The sequence below is a fragment of the Pseudomonas sp. P4_B3 genome (assembly GCF_056402295.1).
This window is the reverse complement of the sequence record NZ_JBFUHR010000001.1, coordinates 160,509-184,618: the sequence shown is the minus strand read 5'-3', so window position 1 is coordinate 184,618 and position 24,110 is coordinate 160,509. Positions and strand designations below refer to the sequence as shown.

The window sequence follows — 24,110 nt, the reverse complement described above, 5'->3', positions numbered from 1 at the left end:
CAATACCGCCTTCGCTGACAAGCCAGCTCCTACAGGGTGTGTATCCCATACGCTGAACAGGGGCGAATTTCGGTCAAATGTTTTGGCCATATCGATCCCCTTTTGGCCTTTCCTGCCGTTCTCCGATTCGCCGTGCGCCGCAACACTGGGGGCAACCGAATCAGCCCTGCGGAGAACAAGAAATGCTGACGATCTACTCAGACGATCACCACCTGCACCACGGCCGTTGCGAATTGATAGACGGGCAACTCAAGCCCTGCTTCGAAATGCCTTCCCGTGCCGACCACGTACTGGCACGGGTGCAAAATCAAAATCTGGGCCCTGTCGAAGCGCCAAAGGATTTCGGCCTCGGGCCGATCGAGCGCATTCACAGCCGAGACTACCTCGACTTCTTCAAGGGCGCCTGGGCGCGCTGGACCGAGTACAACACCGACGGCGACTTGCTGCCCTACACTTGGCCAGCCCGCACCCTGCGCCGCGTCAAACCCTCCAGCTTGCATGGCGAACTCGGTTACTACAGCTTCGACGGCGGCGCCCCGATCACCGCCGGCACCTGGCAAGCGGCGTACAGCGCAGCGCAAGTCGCGCTCACCGCCCAAGCGGAAATCCAGCGCGGCGCCCGTTCTGCTTTCGCCCTGTGTCGTCCGCCGGGACACCACGCCGCCGGCGACTTGATGGGTGGTTATTGCTACCTCAACAACGCCGCCATCGCCGCCCAGGCGTTCCTCGATCAGGGCCATGAAAAGATCGCGATCCTCGACGTCGACTACCACCACGGCAACGGCACCCAGTCGATTTTCTACGAACGCAGCGACGTGCTGTTCACCTCGATCCACGGCCACCCGGAAGCCGAGTTCCCGTTCTTCCTCGGCTATGAAGACGAACGTGGCGAAGGCGCTGGCGAAGGGTTCAACTTCAACTACCCGTTGGCCGCCGGTTCAGGCTGGGACACCTGGAGCGCAGCGCTGGAACAGGCCTGCAAAGAGATCGAAAGCTACGGTGCCGACATTATCGTCGTGTCCCTCGGAGTCGATACCTTCAAGGACGACCCGATCTCGCAGTTCAAACTCGACAGCCCGGATTACCTGGCCATGGGCAAGCGCATCGCCGGCCTCGGCGTACCGACGCTGTTCGTGATGGAAGGCGGTTACGCAGTGGAAGAAATCGGCATCAACGCCGTGAACGTTCTCGAAGGTTTTGAAAGCGCTCAATGAGGAAGTAGAACAATGAAAAGTCTTAAGCGCTTTATCGTGCCAGCCCTGTGTGCCACGGTACTCAGCGGCGCAGCACACGCTGAAGAACGCACGTTGCGCGTCTACAACTGGTTCGACTACATCACGCCCAAGGCCCTGGAAGACTTCAAGGCCCAGAACACCCAGACCAAACTGGTCTACGACATTTTCGACAGCAACGAAGCACTGGAAGCCAAGCTGCTGACCGGCAATTCTGGCTACGACGTGGTGGTGCCGTCCAACGTGTTCCTCGCCAAGCAGATTGAAGCGGGCGTATTCCAGCCGCTGGACCGCAGCAAGTTGCCGAACTGGAATCACCTCGATCCCAAACTGATGAAGCTGATCGAGGCCAACGACCCGGGCAACAAGTTCGCCGTGCCGTACATGTACGGGACCATCCTGATCGGCTTCAACCCGGCCAAGGTCAAAGCTGTGCTCGGCGACAACGCGCCGGTGGACAGCTGGGACCTGATCTTCAAGGAAGAGAACATCAGCAAGCTCAAGCAGTGCGGCGTCGCCCTGCTCGACTCGCCGTCTGAGATCCTGCCGCTGGCCCTGCAACACCTCGGCCTGGACCCCAACAGCAAAAAGCCTGCGGACTACGACAAGGCTGAAGCACTGCTGATGAAGATCCGTCCGTACATCACCTACTTCCACTCGTCCAAGTACATGGCCGATATCGCCAACGGTGACATCTGCGTTGCGGTCGGATATTCCGGCAGCTTCTCGCAAGCGGCCAACCGCGCCAAAGAAGCCAAGAACGGGGTGGTCGTCGACATGCGTTTGCCGAAGGAAGGCGCGCCGATCTGGTTCGACATGCTGGCGATTCCGAAGGGTGCGAAAAACCCCGACGACGCTTACACCTTCGTCAACTACCTGCTGCAACCCCAGGTGATCGCGCCGGTCAGTGACTTCGTCGGCTACCCGAACCCGAACAAGGACGCCACGGAGATGGTCGACCCGGTGATCCGCAACAACCCGAACCTGTACCCGACCGACACGGCGATGAGCACGCTCTACACCCTGCAACCGTTGCCCCGCGATGCCGAACGTGCGCGGACCCGGGCCTGGACCAAGATCAAGTCCGGCACCTGATACCCGCTTCACTCCCGCCGTCACCAGGACCTGCGCTCGCGCAGGTCTATTTTTGCCTGCGGCACATCAGCGCCCGACGCGCTCCTTTCAAAGAAAACGCCAGACCGCCCGCAGCCGCTCCAACGCGGCTTCGATAGCCTTTTCCGGCACTGCTGCAAACCCCAGAACCAACCCGGCACGCTGATCCATCGGGATCGTGGACTCGGGCAGCCAATAGCCACTCAAGCCATTGATCTCGACATCGACGCTACGTGCCAATTCAATCAACGCCTGTTCTCGCTCAATGCTGTCGACCGGCACTGTCATGTGCAACCCGGCGGCGACCGTGGGCAACTGGCCGATACCGGGAATGCCCCCCGGCCAGCCGCTGAGCAACGCATTACGCCGGCTCAGCGCCGCACGCCGCATGCGGCGGATATGCCGCTGGAAATGCCCGGCCGCCATGAACTCGGCCATTACGGCCTGGGTACTGACCTCGGAATGCCGTACGTCCACCGCCCGACGCTGGGCAAACGCCTGCACCAGATCCATCGGTAATACCAGGTAACCCAGGCGCAACGCCGGAAACGCCACTTTGCCGAACGTGCCGACGTAGAGCACCCGGCCTTGCCGATCCAGGGCCGCCAAAGGCGCCAGCGGCGCACCGCTGTAGCGGTACTCGCCGTCATAGTCATCCTCGACGATCCAGCCCTGCGTGCGTTCGGCCCAGGCCAGCAACTCCAGACGGCGAGCCAGGCTCATCACCACCCCGGTGGGGTACTGATGGGACGGAGTGACGTAGGTCAGACGGCAATCGTCAAGCTGTGCCAGTTCACCGCAGTCGATACCCTCACTATCCACCGCCACCCCATGCAGCCGGGCACCTGCTACGGCGAACGCATGACCGGCCGCCCGATACCCGGGATTTTCAATCGCCACCCCGTCACCGGGCTCCACCAGCAGCTGTGCACAAAGGCTGATTCCCTGCTGCGCGCCACTGGTGATCACAATTTGTTCAGCCGTGCACTGCATGCCCCGCGAGCTGCGTAGATACGCCGCGATCATCCCCCGCAAGCGTGCATCGCCTGCCGGGTCGCCGTAGCACAACTGCTGGAAATCCGGTTTACGCCAGAAAGCCGCATTCAGCTTGGCCCAGACCTCGAACGGAAACAGATCGAACGCCGGAACACCGACCCGAAAAGCCCTGGGCGGACCACTGGGCGGCATGGGTAAATGGTTCTTTTCAACGCGGGACAAGGCTTCCCTGTGGGTAACTTTGCTGGATGAATCCACAGGCAAATCAAGCCAATTTGTGGATAAAGCTGTGGGTAAGCCTGTTGAAAACCCTGTGGATACTTTTGTGGATAGTTTTTTTGCCGGCAAGGTTGCCTGGGGTAATTGCGCGACGTAAGTCCCGTCGCCTACCCGCCCCTCGATAAACCCTTCAGCGTAAAGCTGATCGTAGGCGCGCACTACGCTGTTGCGGGAAATCGCCAGCGCGGCAGCCAGATCCCGACTGGCCGGCAGACGCGTGCCGCTGGCCAGTCGCCCGTCGAGCACCCGCATCCGCAATGCCTGATAGAGCTGCCGACTCAGCCCCTGGCGACGATCAAGTTCTATACCCGCCGGGTTGAAGGTCAAGGACAGTGGTTCGCTAGTCATCGCAATGGACCCATGAAATTGGTCATTAGTGGCTCTTACAACAGACCAATAGCCTGCCTAGGATGCAGATATTCGCCAAGGAAAATATCTCCATGTACACGCCACGTGCTTTTGCCATCGACGAGTTGTCCCAACTGCATGAACTGATCCTCGCCACCCGTCTCGCCATATTGGTGACCCACGGTGAAAGCGGCCTGCAAGCCAGCCATGTACCGGTGCTGCTGCATTGCGAACAAGGCTCGAACGGCACGTTGTACGGGCATCTGGCCAAAGCCAATCCACAGTGGAAAGAGCTGCGCGACGGCGCCGAAGCCCTGCTGATTTTTGCCGGTGCCGACGCCTACGTCAGCCCTGGCTTCTACCCGAGCAAGGCCGAACACGGCAAAGTCGTGCCAACCTGGAACTACGTCGCCGTACACGCCTATGGCCGAGCCGAAACCTTCAGCGATGGCGGGCGGCTGCTCGACATCGTCAGCACCCTCACCGATCGTCATGAAGCTGGCCGCGCCCAACCGTGGTCAGTGGCCGATGCCCCCGCCGATTACATCGACGGCATGCTCAAGGCCATTGTCGGTTTCGCCATTCCCATCGACCGTCTGGAAGGCAAGCGCAAGCTCAGCCAGAACCGCAGTCCCGCCGACATCGCCGGCGTGCGCAAAGGCCTGGAAGCCAGCCCCGACGTCAACGACCAAACCCTCGCCCAATTGATGCGCTAAGGAAGTCACCATGAGTCAAATCGACATTCGCCAAGTCAGCGCCGGTGATCACGCGGCCTGGTTGCCGCTGTGGCAGGCCTACCTGCGCTTCTACAAAACCGAACTGCCGCAAGCCGTCACCCAAAACACCTGGCAGCGCATGCTCGATCCGAACGAGCCAACCCACGCCGCCCTCGCTTGGGCCGACGGCAAAGCGGTGGGCATGGTGCATTTCATCTACCATCGTTCGAACTGGGCCATCGAAAACTCCTGCTACCTGCAAGACTTGCTGGTGGCCCCGGAAACCCGCGGCACCGGCGTCGGCCGCCAGTTGATCGAGTTCGTCTACGCCACGGCCAAGGCTGACGGCTGCAACAAGGTCCACTGGCTGACCCACGAAACCAACGTCACCGCGATCCAGCTTTACGAGCGCATCGCCGAACGCCCCGGTTTCATCCAGTTTCGCAAAGCCATCTAGGTTCAAGGAGAACAGCATGTCGATTTCACTCGCCGACTGGAAAGGCGTCCCGGCCCCCACGACTCAATTGATCGAAGGGCGTTACATCCGCCTGGAAAAACTCGACCCGGCGCGCCACGGCGACGACCTGTTCAACGCCCTGCAAGGCCCCGGCGCCGACCCGAAACTCTGGGACTACCTGCCTTACGGCCCCTTCCCGGAGCGCAGCGTCTTCAACGATTGGCTGAACAACCACGCGGCCAGCAGCGATCCGTATTTCTTCAGTGTGATCGACCGCGCCAGCGGCGAGGTCCAGGGCATTCTCAGCCTGATGTCCATCGTCCCGGCCCAGGGCCGCATCGAAATCGGCCACGTCACCTTCGGCGCACCGATGCAGCGCTCGCCGAAAAGCACCGAGGCGGTTTACCTGCTGGCCAAGGAATCCTTTGCCTTGGGCTACCGTCGCCTGGAGTGGAAGTGCAACAACGCCAACGCCCGCTCCAAATACGCGGCCGAGCGCCTGGGCTTCAGTTTTGAGGGGGTGTTCCGCCAGCACATGGTGGTCAAGGGGCAAAATCGGGACACCGCGTGGTATTCGATTCTGGATTCGGAATGGCCGGCGATTGGCGCCGGGTTCGAGAAGTGGCTGAGTGATGAGAACCAGACGGCTTCGGGGCAGGTTAAAGGGTTGGTGGAGTGTCGCGGCTGACGCCCTAACGGCAAAAGATCGCAGCCTTCCTGAATCAGGATGTGTGCAGCATTGGCAAAATGCTCAAGGTCATGACCTTCGGCCTCTTTCACACACAGACATGTCACGCTGTTGAGTAGATTGCGCGCGGCTTTGATTCGATGAGTAGCGGTTTCGAGAAGGTCGGAAGTCCGGGCTTCGGTGTCGATGTACAACGTGTTGCCAGAACTGAAGCCACCTTGAAGTGGATGAAATTGGGGCATGGCATTGATCTCATCTGATAGGAAAATCTCCCACCCCTTCGCGGCTAAACGAATTGGGGAGGTAGCTGTACGCGGGTTAGCCGACCGGACAGATGCACCCGGCACACCCGAAGGTGTCCCACGCACAGCCACCATAGACATACAAATGCCAGGCAGCAAAAAGCGCCGCGATTATACGGGCGCTTGTGCAACATCTGTTACGACCGGCTAAAGTCGATCACCGATTCGTCGGTGACGGCCGAACTATAGGTGAGGATCCAACGAAGTAAAACCCGGGTTTCTCATCTCAGAGGAGTCCTACATGAAGCCGGGATTGGACTGACAATCCCGCACTCCATTGGCCGCCTTAACCGCGCTATCTCGCCGCGAAAGCGGTAGCACACTCAGCATGTGTATAGGCTGACACTCCGCCTTCGCGAGCAAGCCCGATCCCACAGAGTTTGTGGCATCTCCAGAAATGGATTTACAGGAATAAAAAAAGGGGAGCACATGCCCCCCCGAGGTATAAAGCGTTGTTATCTCGGCTGTTAACTCAGCCTTCGATCTCGATCAGTATCTCGCCCGGATTCACCCGGTCGCCCTTGGCCACGTGAATGGCGGTGACTTTACCGGCGATGGCTGCCTGGACTTCGGTTTCCATCTTCATCGCTTCGGTGATCAACACGGCCTGGCCTGCCTTGACGGTGTCGCCCTCCTTGACCAGCACGTCGACGATGTTGCCCGGCATGGTGGTGCTGACGTGACCCGGTGCAGTGGCTTGCTTGCGCTTGCTGCTGCCGCCGCCGACGAATTCGTTGAGCGGCTCGAACACCACTTCTTCCGGCATGCCGTCGATGGACAGGTAGAAGTGACGCTTGCCTTCGGCCTTGACGCCCACACCGGTGATGTCGACGCGGTAGGTTTCGCCGTGAACGTCGATGACGAACTCGGTCGGTACGCCTTCGCCACCAGCCGAGGCGACGCCGCCGGCTTCAGGAATCGGCAGCAGCACTTCGGGTGTCAGGGTGCCCGCAGCACGCTCCTCGAGGAACTTGCGGCCGATGTCCGGGAACATGGCGAAGGTCAGCACGTCTTCTTCGGACTTGGCCAGTGCGCCGATGTCGGCACGCAGCTTGGCCATTTCCGGCTTGAGCAGATCGGCCGGGCGAACGTCGATCACTTCTTCGCTGCCGATGGCCTGGCGACGCAGTTGTTCGTTCACGGTGCCCGGCGCCTTACCGTAGCCGCCTTGCAGGTACAGCTTCACTTCGTTGGTGATGGTCTTGTAGCGCTCGCCGGCCAGCACGTTGAAGAACGCCTGGGTGCCGACGATCTGCGAAGTCGGAGTCACCAGCGGCGGGAAGCCGAGGTCTTCACGAACGCGCGGGATTTCGGCCAGCACTTCGCTCATACGATTGAGTGCGCCCTGCTCTTTCAACTGGTTGGCCAGGTTGGAAATCATCCCGCCCGGTACCTGGTTGACTTGAACACGGGTGTCGACGGCGGTGAATTCGCTTTCGAACTGGTGGTACTTCTTGCGCACGGCGTAGAAGTACAGACCGATCTCCTGCAGCAGTTCCAGATTCAGGCCGGTGTCGAACTCGCTGCCTTTAAGGGCGGCGACCATCGACTCGGTGCCCGGGTGGCTGGTGCCCCAGGCAAAGCTGGAGATCGCGGTGTCGATGTGATCGGCACCGTTTTCGATCGCCTTCATTTGGCACATCGCGGCCAGACCAGCGGTGTCGTGGGAGTGAATGAACACTGGCAGCGATTGCTCGGCTTTCAGCGCCTTGACCAGTTCGCCGGTGGCGTACGGGGTCAGCAGTCCGGCCATGTCCTTGATCGCCACCGAGTCGCAACCCATGGCCTCCATTTGCTTGGCCTGGTTCACGAAGGCCTCGATGGTGTGCACCGGGCTGGTGGTGTAGGCGATGGTGCCCTGGGCGTGTTTGCCGGCGGCTTTCACCGCTTCGATGGCCACGCGCAGGTTACGCACGTCGTTCATGGCGTCGAAGATACGGAACACGTCGATGCCGTTGACCGCAGCCTTGGCGACGAAGGCTTTGACCACGTCGTCGCTGTAGTGGCGGTAGCCCAGCAGGTTCTGGCCGCGCAACAGCATTTGCAGGCGGGTGTTAGGCAGCGCGGCGCGCAACTGGCGCAGACGCTCCCACGGGTCTTCTTTCAGGAAACGTACGCAGGCGTCGAACGTCGCGCCGCCCCAGCATTCCAGCGACCAGTAGCCGACTTTGTCGAGCTTGTCGCAGATCGGCAGCATGTCTTCGGTGCGCATGCGGGTGGCGAGCAGCGATTGGTGGGCGTCGCGCAGGATGGTGTCGGTTACATGAATCTTCTTGCTCATTGTTCTATTCCTCACAGGCCTGCGTGGGCGGCGATGGCGGCGGCGATGGCCAGGGCCAGCTCTTCGGGTTTGCGCTTGATCGAGTAGTTGGTCAGTTCAGGGTGGCTTTCAACGAAGCTGGTGTTGAACTGGCCGCTACGGAATTCCGGGTTACGCAGGATTTCCTGGTAGTACGCGGCAGTGGTCTTGACCCCTTGCAGACGCATGTCGTCCAGGGCGCGCAAGCCACGGTCCATCGCCTCTTCCCAGGTCAGCGCCCACACCACCAGTTTCAGGCACATCGAGTCGTAGTACGGCGGGATGGTGTAGCCGGTGTAGATTGCCGTGTCGGTGCGCACGCCAGGGCCACCGGGGGCGTAGTAACGGGTGATCTTGCCGAAGCTCGGCAGGAAGTTGTTCTTCGGGTCTTCGGCGTTGATCCGGAACTGCAACGCGAAACCGCGGTGCTGGATGTCTTCCTGTTTCACCGAAAGCGGCAGGCCGGAGGCAATGCGAATCTGCTCACGGACAATGTCGATGCCGGTGATTTCTTCGGTGATGGTGTGTTCCACCTGCACCCGGGTGTTCATCTCCATGAAGTACACCTCGCCCTCGGCGAGCAGGAACTCCACGGTACCGGCGTTCTCGTATCCCACGGCCTTGGCTGCGCGCACCGACAGGTCGCCGATATAGGCGCGCTGTTCCGGGGTCAGTTGCGGGCTCGGGGCGATCTCGATCAGCTTCTGGTTGCGGCGCTGGATCGAGCAGTCACGCTCGAACAGGTGCACCACGTTGCCGAAGCTGTCGCCGAGGATCTGCGCTTCGATGTGCTTGGGATTGACGATGCATTTTTCCAGGAACACTTCCGCCGAACCGAACGCCTTGGTGGCTTCGGAAATCACTCGCGGGAAAGCCTGTTCAAGTTCTTCACGGCTGTTGCAGCGACGAATGCCGCGGCCGCCACCACCGGAAGTCGCCTTGAGCATCACCGGGTAACCGATGCGATCACCTTCGGTCAGGGCTTCTTCGATGCCCGACACGTTGCCTTCAGTACCCGGGGTTACTGGTACACCGGCCTTGATCATGCTGCGACGGGCTTCGGTCTTGTCGCCCATGCGGCGAATGACTTCGGCCGACGGGCCAATGAATTTGATCCCGCGTTCGGCGCAGATCTCCGCCAGTTCGGCGTTTTCCGAAAGGAAGCCATAGCCGGGGTGCAACGCATCGCAGCCGGTTTCAACAGCCAGGTTCACCAGCTTGCGCGGGTTCAGGTAACCGGCCAGAGGTTCGGCACCAATGCTGTGGGCCTCATCTGCACGCTTTACGTGCAGGGCATGACGGTCGGCGTCGGAGTAGATCGCGACCGAGCGAATGCCCATTTCGGCGCAGGCACGTACGATTCGTACGGCAATCTCACCACGGTTGGCGATCAGGATCTTTGTTATCACTTGGAGGTTCCCTTGAGCCGGTGTACCCACGACCTGCTAGACCAGGTCGACGAGTGACCAAATGTTTCAATTTGGTCGCAGGGCCACACTAGCGCTCACAAGGGATTAACAAAAATGAATAAAAATTGGGTCGTGCATAAGTAAAGACTTATAGTTGATTCATCAGCCAGCGACGAGAGCGACCAGATAATGCGTAAGTCATTGATGCGTATGACTTTGCGGCAATTGCAGATCTTCAATGAGGTCTGTGATTTGCGGTCCTACAGCCGCGCGGCCGAGGAAATGTCTCTCACACAACCTGCCGTCAGCCTACAGATTCGTCAACTTGAAGAGCTGATTGGCCAGCCTTTGTTCGATTACGTCGGCAAAAAACTCTACATGACCGAGGCAGCTGAAGCGTTACAGCGGGCCAGTCGGGATATTTTCGGGCGCCTGGAAAACCTCGACATGCAGCTGTCGGACATGCAGGGCTCGTTGCAGGGGCAACTGAAACTGGCGATCGAATCCAGCGCCAAATACTTCGTACCGCATCTGTTTGCCGCGTTCAAACGCCAGCACCCGGAAGTGAACCTGCAATTGACGGTGGTCAATCGCGGTCAGGTCATTCGACGTCTGTCAGACAACCGCGACGACCTGGTGATCATGTCCATGGTGCCTCAGGACATGGGCCTGGAATTCCTGCCGTTCCTGAACAACCCGATCGTCGCCGTGGCGCCACCGGATCACCCGCTGTGTCATATGGGGCCGCTGCGCTTGCAGGATCTCGAGCCCTATACACTGCTGCTGCGTGAGCCGGGCTCCGGGACGCGGCTGGCGTGCGAAGAATACTTCAAGGAGAAGCGCGTGCACTTCAACCAGACCCAGGAGGTCTCGTCTGCCGAAGCTCAGCGTGAATGTGTACTGGCAGGCCTGGGCGTTGCGCTGTTGACGCGCCACGCCCTGAGCCTTGAGCTGGCAACCGGTGGACTGATCGAGCTGCCGGTCGAAGAGCTGCCGCTGTTTCGCAGTTGGTGCCTGGTGCAGGCCAAGGCGAAACGCCTGTCACCGGTGGCTCACGCCTTCTTGGCGTTTATCCGTAGCGAACGGATTCAGATCAGCGCGCTGGTTGAGCGTTTCGACGGGAAGTCGAGGGAGATGCCTGCCAGAAATTGAGCTCCAACTCCGGAAAATCGCCAATTTCGGCCAGAAGCTGACGGCGTTCGCAGCGATCTTCGATGGCGCGGCGGAATTCCATGCGGCGCTGATCTTCTTGCTGACGACGGGTTTTGACAGCGCTGTTGCGTTCTTCGTAAGGCATGGCCATTTCGAGTCTCCCAAGGCGAGTACGGGAGTTTCAAGATAGGCGCGGGGGATGACGGTTTGGCGGCTTGGGCGTTACAGGGAGATGAACATTCAGAAGCAAAGATCGCAGCCTTCGGCAGCTCCTACGCAGGAACGCGAATACCTGTAGGAGCTGCCGAAGGCTGCGATCCTTTGATCTTAGTCGTCCAGCGCTTTCACCGACTTGGGCGACAACCGCAAGCTGCGCAGGCTGCGTTTGACGCTCTTGAGGTGGTTGACCAGGCTCGGGCCACGCGCCATGGCCACGCCCATCGCCAGAACGTCGATCACCACCAAGTGGGCGATACGCGACGTCAGCGGCGTATAGATTTCAGTGTCTTCATGCACATCGATCGCCAGATTGACCGTAGACAGCTCGGCCAATGGTGTCTGGCTCGGGCACAAGGTGATCAATGAGGCACCGCTTTCGCGCACCAGGTTGGCGGTGATCAGCAGGTCCTTGGAACGCCCGGACTGGGAAATGCAGATGGCCACGTCAGTCGGCTTCAGCGTCACGGCCGACATCGCCTGCATGTGCGGGTCGGAATACGCCGCTGCCGTCAGCAGCAAGCGGAAGAACTTGTGCTGGGCGTCCGCCGCGACCGCACCCGAGGCGCCGAAGCCGTAGAACTCGACACGCTGGGCCTGGGACATGAGCGTCACCGCCCGCTGCAATTCCAGCGGATCGAGCTTCTCGCGAACCTCCATCAGCGTATGCAGGGTGGTGTCGAAGATTTTCAGACTGTAGTCGGCGACCGAATCGTCTTCGTGGATCGCAAACTGGCCGAAACTCGCACCTGCCGCCAGGCTCTGGGCCAGCTTCAGCTTCAGGTCCTGAAAGCCGGAACAACCGATGGCACGGCAAAAACGCACGATGGTCGGCTCGCTGATGCCCACGCTGTGGGCCAGATCGGCCATGGAGCTGTGCATCACGGCCGCAGGATCAAGCAGCACGTGGTCGGCGACCTTGAGCTCCGACTTGCGTAACAGGTGGCGAGACTGGGCGATGTGTTGCAGCAGATTCAAGGGGCTGGACTCTTTGTTATTGGCAGGTGCCGGGGATGTAGCACGCTTGTAGTTATACTACATGAATCGGCTTTTTGCCTGCTCAATGCGTAACCACATCCCTCGACATTCAGGCACGCGCGCTCCATGTAGCGCTCATCGCCAGCTTTCCCGTTGCTCACCAATGCTCGCCTTTTGGCATTGCAGCAAAAATGAGCCTTTCCCTTACAAACATCGCCGCTAGTTGTCTCAACAACAACGCTTAGCCCACATTAACTTACAAACAAGTTAAATGTCGCCACCCACCAACTAAACAAAGATGGATATATTGAATAGGCAGGACGCAATTAACTTAATTACAGGAGTTACACACAATGACCATTACAACCAAAGATTGGGTCGCCCAAATTGACCGCATGCCCGGCGCGCCTTCCTTCCGTACCTTTGGCACGGTAACCGTTGCACACTCTGGCATTACGCCAAGGCTGGTACTGAGCGAAATTCAGGACAAGTCATTTGATTTGCGACTCAACCTGGAACTTGAAACAACCCACGAAGCTGCATTGCAAGTCCTGACAGACAAGTTTGTCGAATATAAGTTGGCAGGCGCATCCAATGTCACCGGCGTAAGTATTTTTTTCGAAGGAAAGTTACTGCACCATATTGATAAAGTACTGATCACCGATTAAAGAACTACCCGCTGCGAACTTCCCGTCAGACCGCCAAAGGGCCTGACGGGAAGCAACTGCAATCAAACCTCGCCCTGCCCTCGCAGCAGACCGGCCAGGCCAAGCGCCTCGATCGGCCGACTGATCAGGTAGCCCTGAACCTCGTCGCAGCGCTCACTCTTGAGAAACTCAAGCTGCTCTTGCCGCTCCACGCCTTCCGCGACGACCTTCAATGACAAGCCATGAGCCATGGCAATGATCGCCCGGGTGATCGCCGCATCCTCGGTGCCTTCCCCCAGCCCCCGGATAAACGCCTGATCAATCTTCACGTAATCCACAGGAATGCGCTTGAGGTAGCTCAGGGATGAATAGCCGGTGCCGAAATCATCGATTGCCAGTTTCACCCCAAGTTCACGCAACTGCTGGAAGGTCGCGATGATGTGCTCGACGCTGTCCAGCAACTGGCTTTCGGTCAATTCCAGCTCCAGGAAATGCGGCGCCAGCCCGGTCTCTTCCAGCACCTGTCGCACCAGGCTGACCAGTTTGCCCTGGCGCAGCTGATGCACCGACAGGTTGACCGACACCCGTATCGGCTCAAGTCCCTGACGCTGCCACTCACAGGCTTGCCAGCAGGCCTGACGCAATACGAACTCACCGATTGGGCCGATCAGTCCGGTTTCCTCGGCCAACCCGATAAAGTCTCCCGGCGGCACACGCCCCATGGTTGGATGATCCCAGCGCACCAGCGCTTCGGCGGCATTCAGGCGACCGGTGGCCAGACACAATTTCGGCTGGTAGTACACCTTCAGCTGTTTTTCCTCGATCGCTTTGCGCAACTGGTTTTCCAGCTGTAAACGCTCCAAGGTGCTGGCTTGCAGGCTGTCGGTGTAGAACTGGAAATTATTACCGCCCAAATGCTTGGCATGTTGCATGGCCATGTTCGATTGACTGACCAATGCCGAAATTTCCCGGGCATTGTCCGGCAGCAGGCTGATGCCCATGGACGCGCTGACCACCAGCTCATGCCCCTCGACCGCCACCGGTAGCCGCAGCTTGGTCGACAACCGTGTCGCTACCCGCGCCAGACTCGACAGGTTGCCGTAGGAATTGAACAACACCGCAAATTCATCGCCGGACAAGCGCGCAATGGTGTCGGCCTCCGGCAGCGCGTTGACCATTCGCCGGGCCATTTTCTGCAACAGTTGGTCGGCGATTTCATGGCCGAGGCTGTCGTTGAGCAGTTTGAAGCGGTCCAGATTGATATGCAGCAACGCCAGGCTGCGATAGCCACCCTGACGTACCCGCTGATGCGCCTCGCTCAGCCGCTCACGAAAAAGAGAACGATTGGCCAGGCCGGTCAATTCGTCATAGTGCGTCAGGTAGCGCATGCGCTCTTCGGATTCGCGTCTCGCTGAAAGATCAGCGAAAAAGCCTACTATATGGCTGATTTTTCCCCGAGGATCACGCACGGCATTCAGCTGAAGCCATTGCGGGTACATCTCCCCGTTCTTGCGGGTTTCCACCAGTTCGCCCTGCCAGCTGCCGTGCTGCTCCAGCGCTTGATGGATGGCGGTGAAATGCCGGCGGGCATCACGACTGCACGGCAGCTCGACCACGCTGCGCCCGAGAATCTCCTCGATGCCATAACCCGTTACTCGGCTGAAAGCCTGGTTGACGGCAATCAGTGCGTAAGAGGGATCAAAAATCACGATGCCTTCACTGGCCGCCTCGAACACCGTCGCTGCCAGTTGCTGTTGCTCCTCCAGCACCTTGCTGGCACTGATGTCGCGGCGCGTCCCGACCATACGAATAACCCGGCCGTTTTTGCTGCGCTCGACCGCCCGGCCACGGTCCTCGATCCAGACCCAGTGGCCGTCGCCATGACGCACCCGGTACTCGATCTGGTAATCCTCGGTTCGGCCCTTCAAGTGCTCGACCAGCGCCCTTTTCAGCGCAGGAAGATCCTCGGGGTGAAGGCGCGGCTTGAGGTGACGCAATATCGCCGTGACCTGTTCCGGCTCCAGGCCGAACAATTCCTGAATCTGCGTGTGATGGACTTCGTCGGTTTGCAGATTCCAGTCCCACAACCCCAACTCGCTGGCCTTCAATGCCAGCGCCAGACGCGCCTCACTCTTGCTCAGCGCCTGGTTGGCGGCGTCCAGTTCCAGGCTGCGCTGAGCGACACGGTTTTCCAGGTCGATCTGAATCTCTCGCAATTCATCCTCGGCACGTCGACGCTGTTCTATCTCCCTGGCCAGCTTCTGATTGAGCTGATCACTGCAGCTTTGCGCCTGCTGTAGATGCTCGATCAGTGCCTGGTTCTGAAAACGTCGCATCAAGCCCCGATCGATCAATCGATTGACCTGCCAGGCGACGACACTCAGCGCACCGAGCAATATCAGGCCGAACCAGCCCCAGCCTTGCTGCTGTTCGTCAGCTCCCCAAAACATATAGGCGATGGCCGGCAACAGGCAGGGCAAGGTGAATGACAGAAAGGCCGGCAAACTGACCGCGTAAGCCACGCTGGCCGAAAGTGCCGCGGCACCGATGAGGCCGAAGACCCAGGCTTGCTGAATGAAGTTATCGGCGGGAACCAGGGCGATGCCGGCACCGGCCAGGGTCAGACCGGTGAGGCCGGAACCCAGCAAAAACATCCGTCGCCAAATGGGATGGGCCTGACGATTGGGAATGGCCGAATCGAAGGCTGCGACCTGAATCACCCGCAACGCCACCAATGACAATAACCACACCAGCCATACACTGACCAGGAAATAGCGCTGCGGGCTCCAGAGCAAACCGGCACAGACCAGGCCATTGATCAGCATGAACAACGTGGGCAGCAGCGAGCCCTGATACAACAGGCGCGTGCGTTCAACCGCCATTTCCATGGCGTACTGTTTACGGATAACCCTGGGCTCCACAATGGGGCCCGACAGGTCGAAGCTGAGGGTCATAGGCGATGTTCTTGTTCTTATAATGATGAGCATGGGCCCGAAACTGCTCGGAGCATACACAAGCAATTGCCCGGACCAAACTGCTGCTGATCAATAAATGGCCAAATTTTTTCGGTCGCCGACACCCCTGAAAACGCTACGGACACGCCCCGCCAACGCCTGCAGCCAATGACCGACCGGTCGTCCTTCGCATAACTTTCATCGGCTAAAGCAAAGCGGTGTTTGCCCGGTGTGCCGCAGCCCCCTAGAATGCCCCGATGCGCGATGATCTCTCCCTTCTGCTGAACTCCCTCAACGATGCCCAACGCCAGGCCGTAGCAGCCCCCGTGGGTCGTCAGTTGGTCCTGGCCGGTGCTGGTTCCGGTAAAACCCGAGTGCTGGTGCACCGTATCGCCTGGTTGATCCAGGTCGAAAACGCCTCGCCCCACTCCATCCTGTCGGTGACCTTCACCAACAAGGCTGCTGCCGAGATGCGCCAGCGCATCGAACAGCTGATGGGTGTCAACCCGGCCGGCATGTGGGTCGGCACCTTCCACGGCCTGGCGCACCGCTTGTTGCGGGCACACTGGCAGGAAGCGGGCTTAAGCCAGACCTTCCAGATTCTCGACAGTGACGACCAGCAACGGCTGGTCAAGCGGGTGATCCGCGAGCTCGGTCTGGACGAACAGCGCTGGCCGGCCCGTCAGGCCCAATGGTTCATCAACGGCCAGAAAGACGAAGGTCTGCGCCCGCAACATATTCAAGCCAGCGGCGACCTGTTCCTGGCGACCATGCGCGGCATCTATGAAGCCTACGAGGCCGCCTGCCTGCGTGCGGGCGTCATCGACTTCTCCGAGTTGCTGCTGCGCGCCCTCGATCTGTGGCGCGATCACCCAGGCCTGCTCGCTCACTATCAAAAGCGCTTCCGGCACATCCTGGTGGACGAGTTCCAGGACACCAACGCCGTGCAATACGCCTGGTTGCGCCTGCTGGCCAAGGGTGGCGACAGCCTGATGGTGGTGGGCGACGATGACCAGTCGATCTACGGCTGGCGCGGCGCGAAAATCGAGAACATCTACCAGTATTCCGAAGACTTCCCGGACGCCGAAACCATTCGCCTGGAGCAAAACTATCGCTCCACCGCGGGTATCCTGAAGGCAGCCAACGCCTTGATCGCCAACAACACCGGGCGCCTGGGCAAAGAGCTCTGGACCGATGGCGGCGAAGGCGAAGCGATCAATTTGTACGCCGCGTTCAATGAACATGACGAAGCCCGCTACGTTGTCGAAACCATCGAAAGTGCGCTGAAAACCGGCTTGTCTCGAAGCGATATCGCGATTTTGTATCGCTCCAACGCCCAATCGCGGGTTCTGGAAGAAGCTTTGCTGCGCGAGCGCATCCCATACCGCATTTATGGCGGCCAGCGCTTCTTCGAACGGGCGGAAATCAAAAACGCCATGGCCTACCTGCGCTTGCTCGAAGGACGGGGCAACGACGCCGCGCTGGAACGGGTCATCAACGTGCCGGCCCGTGGTATCGGCGAAAAAACCGTCGAAGCGATCCGCGACCATGCGCGCCACAGTGATGTATCGATGTGGGAAGCAATGCGCCAACTGGTGGCCAACAAAGGCCTGACTGGCCGTGCGGCCGGTGCCCTTGGCGCGTTTATCGAGCTGATCGAGAACCTCGCCGCCAAGTGCACGGAAATGCCGCTGCACCTGATGACCCAAACCGTCATCGAGCAGTCGGGGCTGATCGCCTATCACGAAGCGGAAAAAGGCGAGAAAGGCCAGGCCCGGGTAGAAAACCTCGAGGAACTGGTCAGCGCCGCGCGCAACTTCGAAAACAGCGAAGAAGACGAAGACCTGACGCCATTGGCAGCGTTCCTCGGTCACGCGTCGCTGGAGGCCGGCGATACGCAGGCCGACGAGCACGAAGACAGCATTCAACTGATGACCCTGCACAGCGCCAAGGGCCTGGAATTCCCTTACGTGTTCCTGGTAGGCATGGAAGAAGGCCTGTTCCCGCACAAGATGAGCCTGGAAGAACCCGGTCGCCTTGAGGAAGAGCGGCGTCTGGCCTACGTAGGCATCACCCGGGCGATGCAGAACCTGGTGATGACCTATGCCGAAACCCGACGCCTTTATGGCAGCGAGACCTACAACAAGGTCTCGCGTTTCGTACGCGAAGTTCCGAAAGGCCTGATTCAGGAGGTGCGGCTGTCCAACAGCGTCAGCCGTCCGTTTGGTGGCAACCAGTCGATGAGTGGTAGCAACCTGTTCAGCGGCAGCGAGATTCCGGAAACCGGCTTCAGTCTGGGTCAGACTGTGCGCCATTCGATCTTCGGTGACGGCGTGATCCTCAACTTCGAGGGCGCCGGTGCTCAGGCCCGGGTGCAGGTGAACTTCAGCGAAGGCAGCAAGTGGTTGATGCTGGGGTATGCGAAGCTGGAAGCTATTTAAGGTCACACTGACTGTTTTTCTGTGGGAGCGAGCCTGCTCGCGAAGAACGATGACGCGGTGTTTCAGAAGACACCCTGATATTCCCATTCGCGAGCAGGCTCGCTCCCACAGTTGATCTGACTAAAGGCGCTGAAAAATGGGCACAGGTTTCTTTTCTTCCTGGACATTCTGGGCCCTGTTATCGGCGGCATTCGCGGCAATGACCGCCATTTTCGCGAAAGTCGGCATCGAAAACGTCAACTCAGACTTCGCCACCCTGCTACGTACGATAGTGGTATTGGTCAGCCTGGCCTTGATTTTGTACGCCACGGGCCAATATCAGTCATTGGGATCGATCTCTGCGAAGAGCTACCTGTTCCTGCTGTTGTCGGGCCTTGCCACCGGTGCATCGTGGATCTGTTATTTCCGTGCACTCAAGGTCGGTCCGGCGTCACTGGTTGCCCCAGTGGACAAACTCAGCGTGGTGCTGGTGGCTGTTCTTGGCGTTGTCCTGCTGGGAGAAAAACTCGACCTGCGCCAATGGGGCGGAATCGGTCTGATCACGGCCGGTGTCGTCATGCTGGCCCTACGGCGCTAGGCGAACGTCCTACAAAACTTATCCACTCATCTGACATATCAAAGTCAAAAGGCCCTATTGCGCTGACTGAAGCTGAACACGACCTATCAGGCAAAAGCCCGAAACACTCTGCCGCTAGCCAGTAACACTTCAGCTGTGCAACATGGCGCGCGTGCCTTCCACAAATGGGAATTCCCTTTATGAAACGTTTTCTTAGCATCGCCATGGCGTTGTGCATCGGCCTGACGATGAGTCTCGACGTCAATGCCGCCAAGCGCTTCGGTGGTGGCAAAAGCGCCGGCGCTGCGCCGACACACCAGACCAGCCAGATGGCTCCTTCTTCTCCAGGCATGGGCGGCGCTGCGGCGACCGCTGGTGCTGCCGGTGCCGCTGGCGCCGCTGCCAAGGCCGGTGGCGCTTCGCGCTGGCTCGGCCCTCTGGCCGGTATCGCGGCCGGCGGCCTGCTGGCCTCCATGTTCATGGGTGGCGGCTTCCAGGGCATGCAGATCTTCGACATCCTGATCATGGCGGTCATTGCGTTCCTGATCTTCCGCTTTATCGCCGCCCGTCGTCGCAAGCAGCAAGAGCACTACGCTCCGGCCGGCCACGCACCGATGCAACGTGAGGCATTCGAACAAAAGCCCGCCGGCGGCTCGATCTTCGGTGGATCGCCAGCGCCTGTTGCCACTCGTCCAGTGATCAACGCGCCAGCCTGGTTCAATGAAAGAAACTTCGTCGAAGCGGCGCGCAATCACTTCCAGTCCCTGCAACAGCACTGGGACGCCAACGAAATGGACAAGATCGCCGAGTTCGTGACCCCGCAAATGCTGGAGTTCCTCAAGCGTGAGCGTGCTGACCTGGGCGACGGTTTCCAGTCCACCTACATCGACAACCTCAATGTACAGCTGGACGGTGTGGACGATCGCGCCGACAAGACCATCGCCACCCTGACTTTCACTGGCGTGTCGAAAACCTCGCGTTTCGACCAGGGTGAAGTCTTCAGCGAAAGCTGGAACATGGAACGTGCACAGGGCGAAAACCAGCCTTGGCTGGTAGCCGGTATCCGCCAGAACGGCTGATCCCGCGTAGTTCTATTCGGAAGGTGCCGAGCCTGTTTTTAACGCCGTATGATCGACGCGCAGGCACGTTCCGGACAGAACTTCACCTGCTGTAAACAAAACCCCGGCTCAGGCCGGGGTTTTCTATTTCGCGGTTGCATCTATAGCAAGCTACTGTATAAACCGCCCCATATAAACCGCGCCATACAAGCAAGAGGATCCCGGACGTGGAAGAAATCATCGAACAACTGCGTGAAGCCAACGAACCGGTACCGGTCCCCTTGGAATTGCCTGACGAAGACCTGCTGGTCGAAATCGAAGAACAATTGTTCATCGACATTCCGTTTGTCTTCAGAGAGTTTCTGCTGACCGTCAGCGACGTGGTCTACGGCAGCCTGGAACCGGTCACCGTGACCGACCCTCAATCCCACACCTACCTGCCCGACGTTGCTGCCAACGCCTGGGACGCCGGTGTCGATCGCAGCATGATTCCGATTTGCCAGGACGGAGACGACTACTATCTGGTCGAAGAAGACGGCACCGTGGTGCTTTGGCAAGCTGAAGAAGAGCTCATCGCCGAAGAAACCTGGGAGTCGGTGTGGCACTGGGCGCGGGACGTCTGGCTGGAAAGCTGATCCAGTCAACGCCGCTGGGTGGTCAATGCCCGGACGACTCCTTGTGATTGTCGAGGGTTTCCAGCAACGCCACCTGCATCCGCGTATGCACACGAATGAACCAGCGCCACAGCAGTGCCGCCACGGCGGCCGCGACCACGGCGATCAGTACCAGCAACTTGTTGGTCGGCAGAATACTGGCCGACAAGGCTGCCAGCAGTAAAAAGATCACCAGCAGCGACAGGATCGGGATCACTTCGGCGATCACCCGGCGCACTCGCTGCGTGTGGCGCCCGGCCATCTCCGGCTTCACGCCAATTTCCGCCAGCAACATCGACAGTGCCTTTAGCTTGCGGTACGCCGCAATCAAAAACGGCAGCGATAACAGCAGCGCCCCACCCCAGATCAACGCCTTTTGCCAGCTCGGATCGCTAATCCAGCCTTGCAGGTACGCCGACATGCGTTCGGCGAAGTACGCCCCCGAGAAGAAGATCGCGATCACGAGCGCCAGATTGACTCCAACCTGCAGCAAAATCCTGCGAATCATGGATGCCAGTAACGCGCCCTCACCCTGAGGCTGGATGCTACGCAGCCATTCGCCGTACATCCCCAACACCCGTCCCAGGCGTTCTGGCATGGCGCCGGCAAGCTTGATCGACAGTGGATCAGCCGCACGAATCAGATAAGGCGTCAGCAAGGTCGTGATCACCGAAACCGCCACAGCCACGGGGTATAAAAAGTTGCTGGTGACCTGCAACGTCATGCCCAGTGCCGCGATGATGAAAGAGAATTCGCCAATCTGTGAAAGACCCATCCCGACACGCAGCGAGGTGCGTCCGTCATTGCCGGCGATAAATGCACCAAGACCACATGACAGCATCTTGCCGAGCACTACGGCTACGGTAATGACGGCGATTGGCCAGGCGTACTGAAGCAGGATCGCCGGATCGAGCATCAGCCCGATGGCCACAAAGAAAATCGCACTGAAAAGATCGCGAACCGGTTCAATCAGTCGTTCAATTTTCAGCAGTTGCCGGGATTCAGCCATGATTGCGCCAATCAGGAATGCCCCGAGGACCATGCTGTATTCAAGCTTGACCACCAGCAGGCAGAAGCCAAAACACAGGCCCAGCACCGTGATCAGCAGCATTTCGTTGCTTTCGAACCTGGCGACGTAGGCCAGCAGCCGCGGCACCATCAGGATGCCGATGACCAATGCGACGATCATGAACAGCGACAACTTGCCGACCGTGAAAAACACTTCGCCGGAGCTGACCGTACCGCTGACCGCTATGCTGGACAGCAGCGCGATGATGCCGATGCCCAGAATGTCTTCGACGATCAGCACTCCGAATATCAACTGGGCAAATCGCTCGTTCTTCAACTTCAGATCATTGAGCGCCTTGACGATGATGGTGGTCGAGGAAATCGCCAGGATCGCGCCGAGGAACAGTGAATCCATGGTGTTCCAGTCGAACCAGCGACCAATCTCGTAGCCGATCCAGATCATCAGCACGATTTCCAGGAATGCCGCGATGAATGCCGTGGCACCGACCTTGAACAACTTGCGCAGGCTGAACTCCAGGCCCAGGCAGAACATCAGGAATATCACCCCGAGTTCGGCCAGGGTCTTGATGGTTTCTTCGTCGTGGATCAGGCCGAATGGCGGGGTGTGCGGGCCAATGATGAAGCCGGCGACGATGTAGCCCAGCACCACCGGTTGCTTCAGGCGATGGAAGAGCACGGTTACCACGCCTGCGATCAACATGATCACTGCCAGATCTTGAATGAAACTGATGGCATGCATGGCGTGAGACTCCCTGGGTGGCATTGCTCGATCACCGGACGCAGGAAAAGTCTGATCGAGCAGAACAAAAATCGGAATTGCACGTAGGAAATGCCCTTGAGGCAGGGCTTTTTGCAGGGTAGCACCGCGACTTCCGGCAGAAATGCGGTGCAATATATGGAAACAGATCGATCCGGCGTGACGGCGACCCTGCACCCGGCGTCCCGATAACTGTTGGTTTGAAAAAACCGCCGAGGCACCCGCAGAGGTGCATCCCTCAAACCTGGCCTTGACCCGTGAGAATGCTATGGAACCCGGAAACGCCCAGCTGTCGATGACGGTATTGATGACCCCCGACATGGCCAACTTCTCTGGCAATGTTCACGGCGGCACCCTGCTCAAATACCTCGACGAAGTGGCCTACGCCTGCGCCAGCCGTTATGCCGGCCGCTATGTGGTGACCCTGTCGGTGGATCAGGTCATTTTCCGTGAGCCGATCCATGTCGGCGAACTGGTGACCTTTCTCGCCTCGGTCAACTACACCGGCAACACCTCCATGGAGGTGGGCATCAAAGTGGTGACCGAGAACATCCGCGAACGCTCGGTGCGCCACACCAACAGTTGCTTCTTCACCATGGTCGCGGTGGATGACCAGCGTAAACCTGCATCGGTACCACCGCTGCAACCGCAGAACAGCGAGGACAAGCGCCGCTATATGCAGGCTCAACAGCGTCGGCAGATTCGTCAGGAGTCGGAAAAGCGCTATCAGGAGATCAAGGGCGACGTCTGACGTGTTCGATCGTTCAATCGCCATCGCGGGCAAGTCGAATCGTCGCACCGCCGCTCCCACAGGGATTCAAGTTGTAAGCACTCTTTGTGCAACACAGCAAAACCTGTGGGAGCGGACTTGCTCCGGGCGGCGATCCGACGATTGGCGTCAACGCCAGATCAGAGGCTGATCGAGGTCGCCTCGAACCGCACCCGCGGATGGGCAATCCGGTCCTGGGCCCGGACCAGTTCCAACTCGTAGCTGGTACACGCCTGGGTTTCCAGCAGCACTTCATGCACCGCCGACGCCGTGAACTCGAAAGCTGCCACCAGGCTGTCACCCAACAACACACGCGCCAGGAACAGCCCGGACGTCAGATCGCCAACGCCCACCGGCTGACGCGGGAACGCCAGCAGCGGGCGCTGCAAATGCCAGCTGCCTTCGGCCGTCACCAGCAGCATCTCAAAGACCTCCGCCGGTTTACCGGGATAGTCCAGATGCTTGACCAGCACTGCTTTCGGGCCGCACGCCAACAATGCACGTGCCATGGCCAGGCAATCGAACAGCGATTGCGGCTTGCGCCCGGAGAAGCTGTCCAGCTCCAGCTGGTTCGGACACATGAAGTCCGCCACGGCGGCGGCCTCTTCCAACAGGAAATCACTGACCTCCGCCGGAACACTGCAGCCCTTCTCCGGATGCCCCATGACCGGGTCACACAGGTACAGCGCCTTGGGATTCATCGACTTGATCCGCGCCACACCAGTCAGGATCGCCCGACCCTGGGCCGCACTGCCGAGGTAACCGGAGAGCACCGCATCGCAGTTACCCAACTCGCCAATCGCCGCGATACCCTCGACCAGGTCGGGGATCTGGTGCGGCGCCAGCACCTCACCGGCCCACTGACCGTACTGGGTGTGATTGGAGAACTGCACGGTGTTGAGCGGCCAGACATTCACCCCGACCCGTTGCATCGGGAAAACCGCGGCGCTGTTGCCGGCGTGACCGAATACCACGTGGGACTGGATAGCGAGCAAATGCGGTGTACGTTTCATGCGGTGGATTTCCGTAAAACGATTGAAATTCTAGCCGCGCAGTATGCG

Annotated in this window: 20 protein-coding genes and 1 pseudogene; 12 read left to right on the top strand and 9 right to left on the bottom strand. The window is 59.3% G+C overall.

Annotated elements, in window-relative coordinates:
• Positions 1-182 precede the first annotated feature (182 nt).
• Positions 183-1,214 (top strand): histone deacetylase family protein, encoded by a 1,032-nt coding sequence (locus AC1DWG_RS00890; protein ID WP_477787137.1) that lies wholly within the window; start codon positions 183-185, stop codon positions 1,212-1,214.
• Positions 1,215-1,226: 12 nt separating this feature from the next.
• Entirely contained in the window at positions 1,227-2,327 is a 1,101-nt protein-coding gene (locus tag AC1DWG_RS00885) for a polyamine ABC transporter substrate-binding protein (protein ID WP_477763064.1), read from the top strand.
• Positions 2,328-2,414: 87 nt separating this feature from the next.
• Here AC1DWG_RS00885 and pdxR read toward each other — a convergent pair whose 3' ends face one another.
• Positions 2,415-3,968 (bottom strand): MocR-like pyridoxine biosynthesis transcription factor PdxR, encoded by a 1,554-nt coding sequence (gene pdxR, locus AC1DWG_RS00880; RefSeq protein WP_477787136.1) that lies wholly within the window; start codon positions 3,966-3,968, stop codon positions 2,415-2,417.
• A 92-nt stretch (positions 3,969-4,060) separates the two neighbouring features.
• On the opposite strand from pdxR, the gene AC1DWG_RS00875 reads away from it, so the two are divergent.
• From AC1DWG_RS00875 to AC1DWG_RS00865, 3 genes are read left to right on the top strand one after another with little or no spacing between them, the layout of a single operon-like run.
• Positions 4,061-4,684 (top strand): FMN-binding negative transcriptional regulator, encoded by a 624-nt coding sequence (locus AC1DWG_RS00875; RefSeq protein ID WP_477763066.1) that lies wholly within the window; start codon positions 4,061-4,063, stop codon positions 4,682-4,684.
• A gap of 10 nt (positions 4,685-4,694) precedes the next feature.
• On the top strand, positions 4,695-5,141 hold the full coding sequence (locus AC1DWG_RS00870; RefSeq protein ID WP_477763067.1) for an N-acetyltransferase family protein: 447 nt from the start codon (positions 4,695-4,697) through the stop codon (positions 5,139-5,141).
• Between the two features lie 16 nt (positions 5,142-5,157).
• Entirely contained in the window at positions 5,158-5,829 is a 672-nt protein-coding gene (locus tag AC1DWG_RS00865) for a GNAT family N-acetyltransferase (protein WP_477763068.1), read from the top strand.
• Positions 5,830-5,840: 11 nt separating this feature from the next.
• On the opposite strand, the pseudogene AC1DWG_RS00860 reads toward AC1DWG_RS00865, so the two are convergent.
• The 3 genes and pseudogenes from AC1DWG_RS00860 to AC1DWG_RS00850 form a co-directional block, all read right to left on the bottom strand.
• Positions 5,841-6,071 (bottom strand): annotated as a pseudogene (locus AC1DWG_RS00860) (hypothetical protein); the annotation flags it as partial.
• Positions 6,072-6,603: 532 nt separating this feature from the next.
• A complete protein-coding gene (gene oadA, locus AC1DWG_RS00855; RefSeq protein WP_223459013.1) occupies positions 6,604-8,412 on the bottom strand; it encodes a sodium-extruding oxaloacetate decarboxylase subunit alpha in 1,809 nt (602 codons plus the stop codon).
• Positions 8,413-8,423: 11 nt separating this feature from the next.
• Positions 8,424-9,839, bottom strand: a complete 1,416-nt coding sequence (locus AC1DWG_RS00850) for an acetyl-CoA carboxylase biotin carboxylase subunit (RefSeq protein WP_046038868.1) — start codon at positions 9,837-9,839, stop codon at positions 8,424-8,426.
• Positions 9,840-10,028: 189 nt separating this feature from the next.
• Between AC1DWG_RS00850 and AC1DWG_RS00845 the strand changes: the two genes are divergently transcribed.
• A complete protein-coding gene (locus tag AC1DWG_RS00845; RefSeq protein WP_477752235.1) occupies positions 10,029-10,991 on the top strand; it encodes a LysR family transcriptional regulator in 963 nt (320 codons plus the stop codon).
• Here AC1DWG_RS00845 and AC1DWG_RS00840 read toward each other — a convergent pair.
• Positions 10,933-11,142, bottom strand: a complete 210-nt coding sequence (locus AC1DWG_RS00840; RefSeq protein WP_007971698.1) for a PA3496 family putative envelope integrity protein — start codon at positions 11,140-11,142, stop codon at positions 10,933-10,935. The genes AC1DWG_RS00845 and AC1DWG_RS00840 overlap by 59 nt on opposite strands.
• Positions 11,143-11,318: 176 nt before the next feature.
• Complete coding sequence (gene hexR / locus AC1DWG_RS00835; RefSeq protein ID WP_007954250.1) at positions 11,319-12,185, bottom strand: transcriptional regulator HexR; 867 nt, start codon at positions 12,183-12,185, stop codon at positions 11,319-11,321.
• 353 nt (positions 12,186-12,538) lie between these two features.
• Here hexR and AC1DWG_RS00830 point away from each other — a divergent pair, with 353 nt between their 5' ends.
• Positions 12,539-12,853: a hypothetical protein gene (locus AC1DWG_RS00830; RefSeq protein WP_477787135.1), complete on the top strand. Its 315-nt coding sequence runs from the start codon at positions 12,539-12,541 to the stop codon at positions 12,851-12,853.
• Between the two features lie 62 nt (positions 12,854-12,915).
• Here the strand turns inward: AC1DWG_RS00830 and AC1DWG_RS00825 are convergent, their stop codons facing one another.
• Complete coding sequence (locus AC1DWG_RS00825) at positions 12,916-15,786, bottom strand: EAL domain-containing protein (RefSeq protein WP_477787134.1); 2,871 nt, start codon at positions 15,784-15,786, stop codon at positions 12,916-12,918.
• 257 nt (positions 15,787-16,043) lie between these two features.
• On the opposite strand from AC1DWG_RS00825, the gene uvrD reads away from it, so the two are divergent.
• The 4 genes from uvrD (at position 16,044) to AC1DWG_RS00805 (ending at position 20,476) form a co-directional block, all read left to right on the top strand.
• Positions 16,044-18,227: a DNA helicase II gene (uvrD, locus tag AC1DWG_RS00820; RefSeq protein WP_477763072.1), complete on the top strand. Its 2,184-nt coding sequence runs from the start codon at positions 16,044-16,046 to the stop codon at positions 18,225-18,227.
• A gap of 136 nt (positions 18,228-18,363) precedes the next feature.
• Positions 18,364-18,804, top strand: a complete 441-nt coding sequence (locus AC1DWG_RS00815) for an EamA family transporter (RefSeq protein WP_116579800.1) — start codon at positions 18,364-18,366, stop codon at positions 18,802-18,804.
• Positions 18,805-18,983: 179 nt separating this feature from the next.
• Positions 18,984-19,862: a Tim44 domain-containing protein gene (locus AC1DWG_RS00810; protein ID WP_477752233.1), complete on the top strand. Its 879-nt coding sequence runs from the start codon at positions 18,984-18,986 to the stop codon at positions 19,860-19,862.
• A gap of 206 nt (positions 19,863-20,068) precedes the next feature.
• A complete protein-coding gene (locus AC1DWG_RS00805; protein WP_077430996.1) occupies positions 20,069-20,476 on the top strand; it encodes an SMI1/KNR4 family protein in 408 nt (135 codons plus the stop codon).
• Positions 20,477-20,498: 22 nt separating this feature from the next.
• Here AC1DWG_RS00805 and AC1DWG_RS00800 read toward each other — a convergent pair whose 3' ends face one another.
• On the bottom strand, positions 20,499-22,262 hold the full coding sequence (locus AC1DWG_RS00800; protein WP_477787133.1) for a cation:proton antiporter: 1,764 nt from the start codon (positions 22,260-22,262) through the stop codon (positions 20,499-20,501).
• A 286-nt stretch (positions 22,263-22,548) separates the two neighbouring features.
• Between AC1DWG_RS00800 and AC1DWG_RS00795 the strand changes: the two genes are divergently transcribed.
• The gene (locus AC1DWG_RS00795; protein WP_046038855.1) at positions 22,549-23,031 is read left to right on the top strand and encodes an acyl-CoA thioesterase; all 483 of its coding nucleotides are present in this window, start codon (positions 22,549-22,551) and stop codon (positions 23,029-23,031) included.
• A 158-nt stretch (positions 23,032-23,189) separates the two neighbouring features.
• On the opposite strand, the gene pdxY is transcribed toward AC1DWG_RS00795, so the two are convergent.
• A complete protein-coding gene (pdxY, locus tag AC1DWG_RS00790; protein WP_477787132.1) occupies positions 23,190-24,062 on the bottom strand; it encodes a pyridoxal kinase PdxY in 873 nt (290 codons plus the stop codon).
• Between the last annotated feature and the right edge of the window lie 48 nt (positions 24,063-24,110).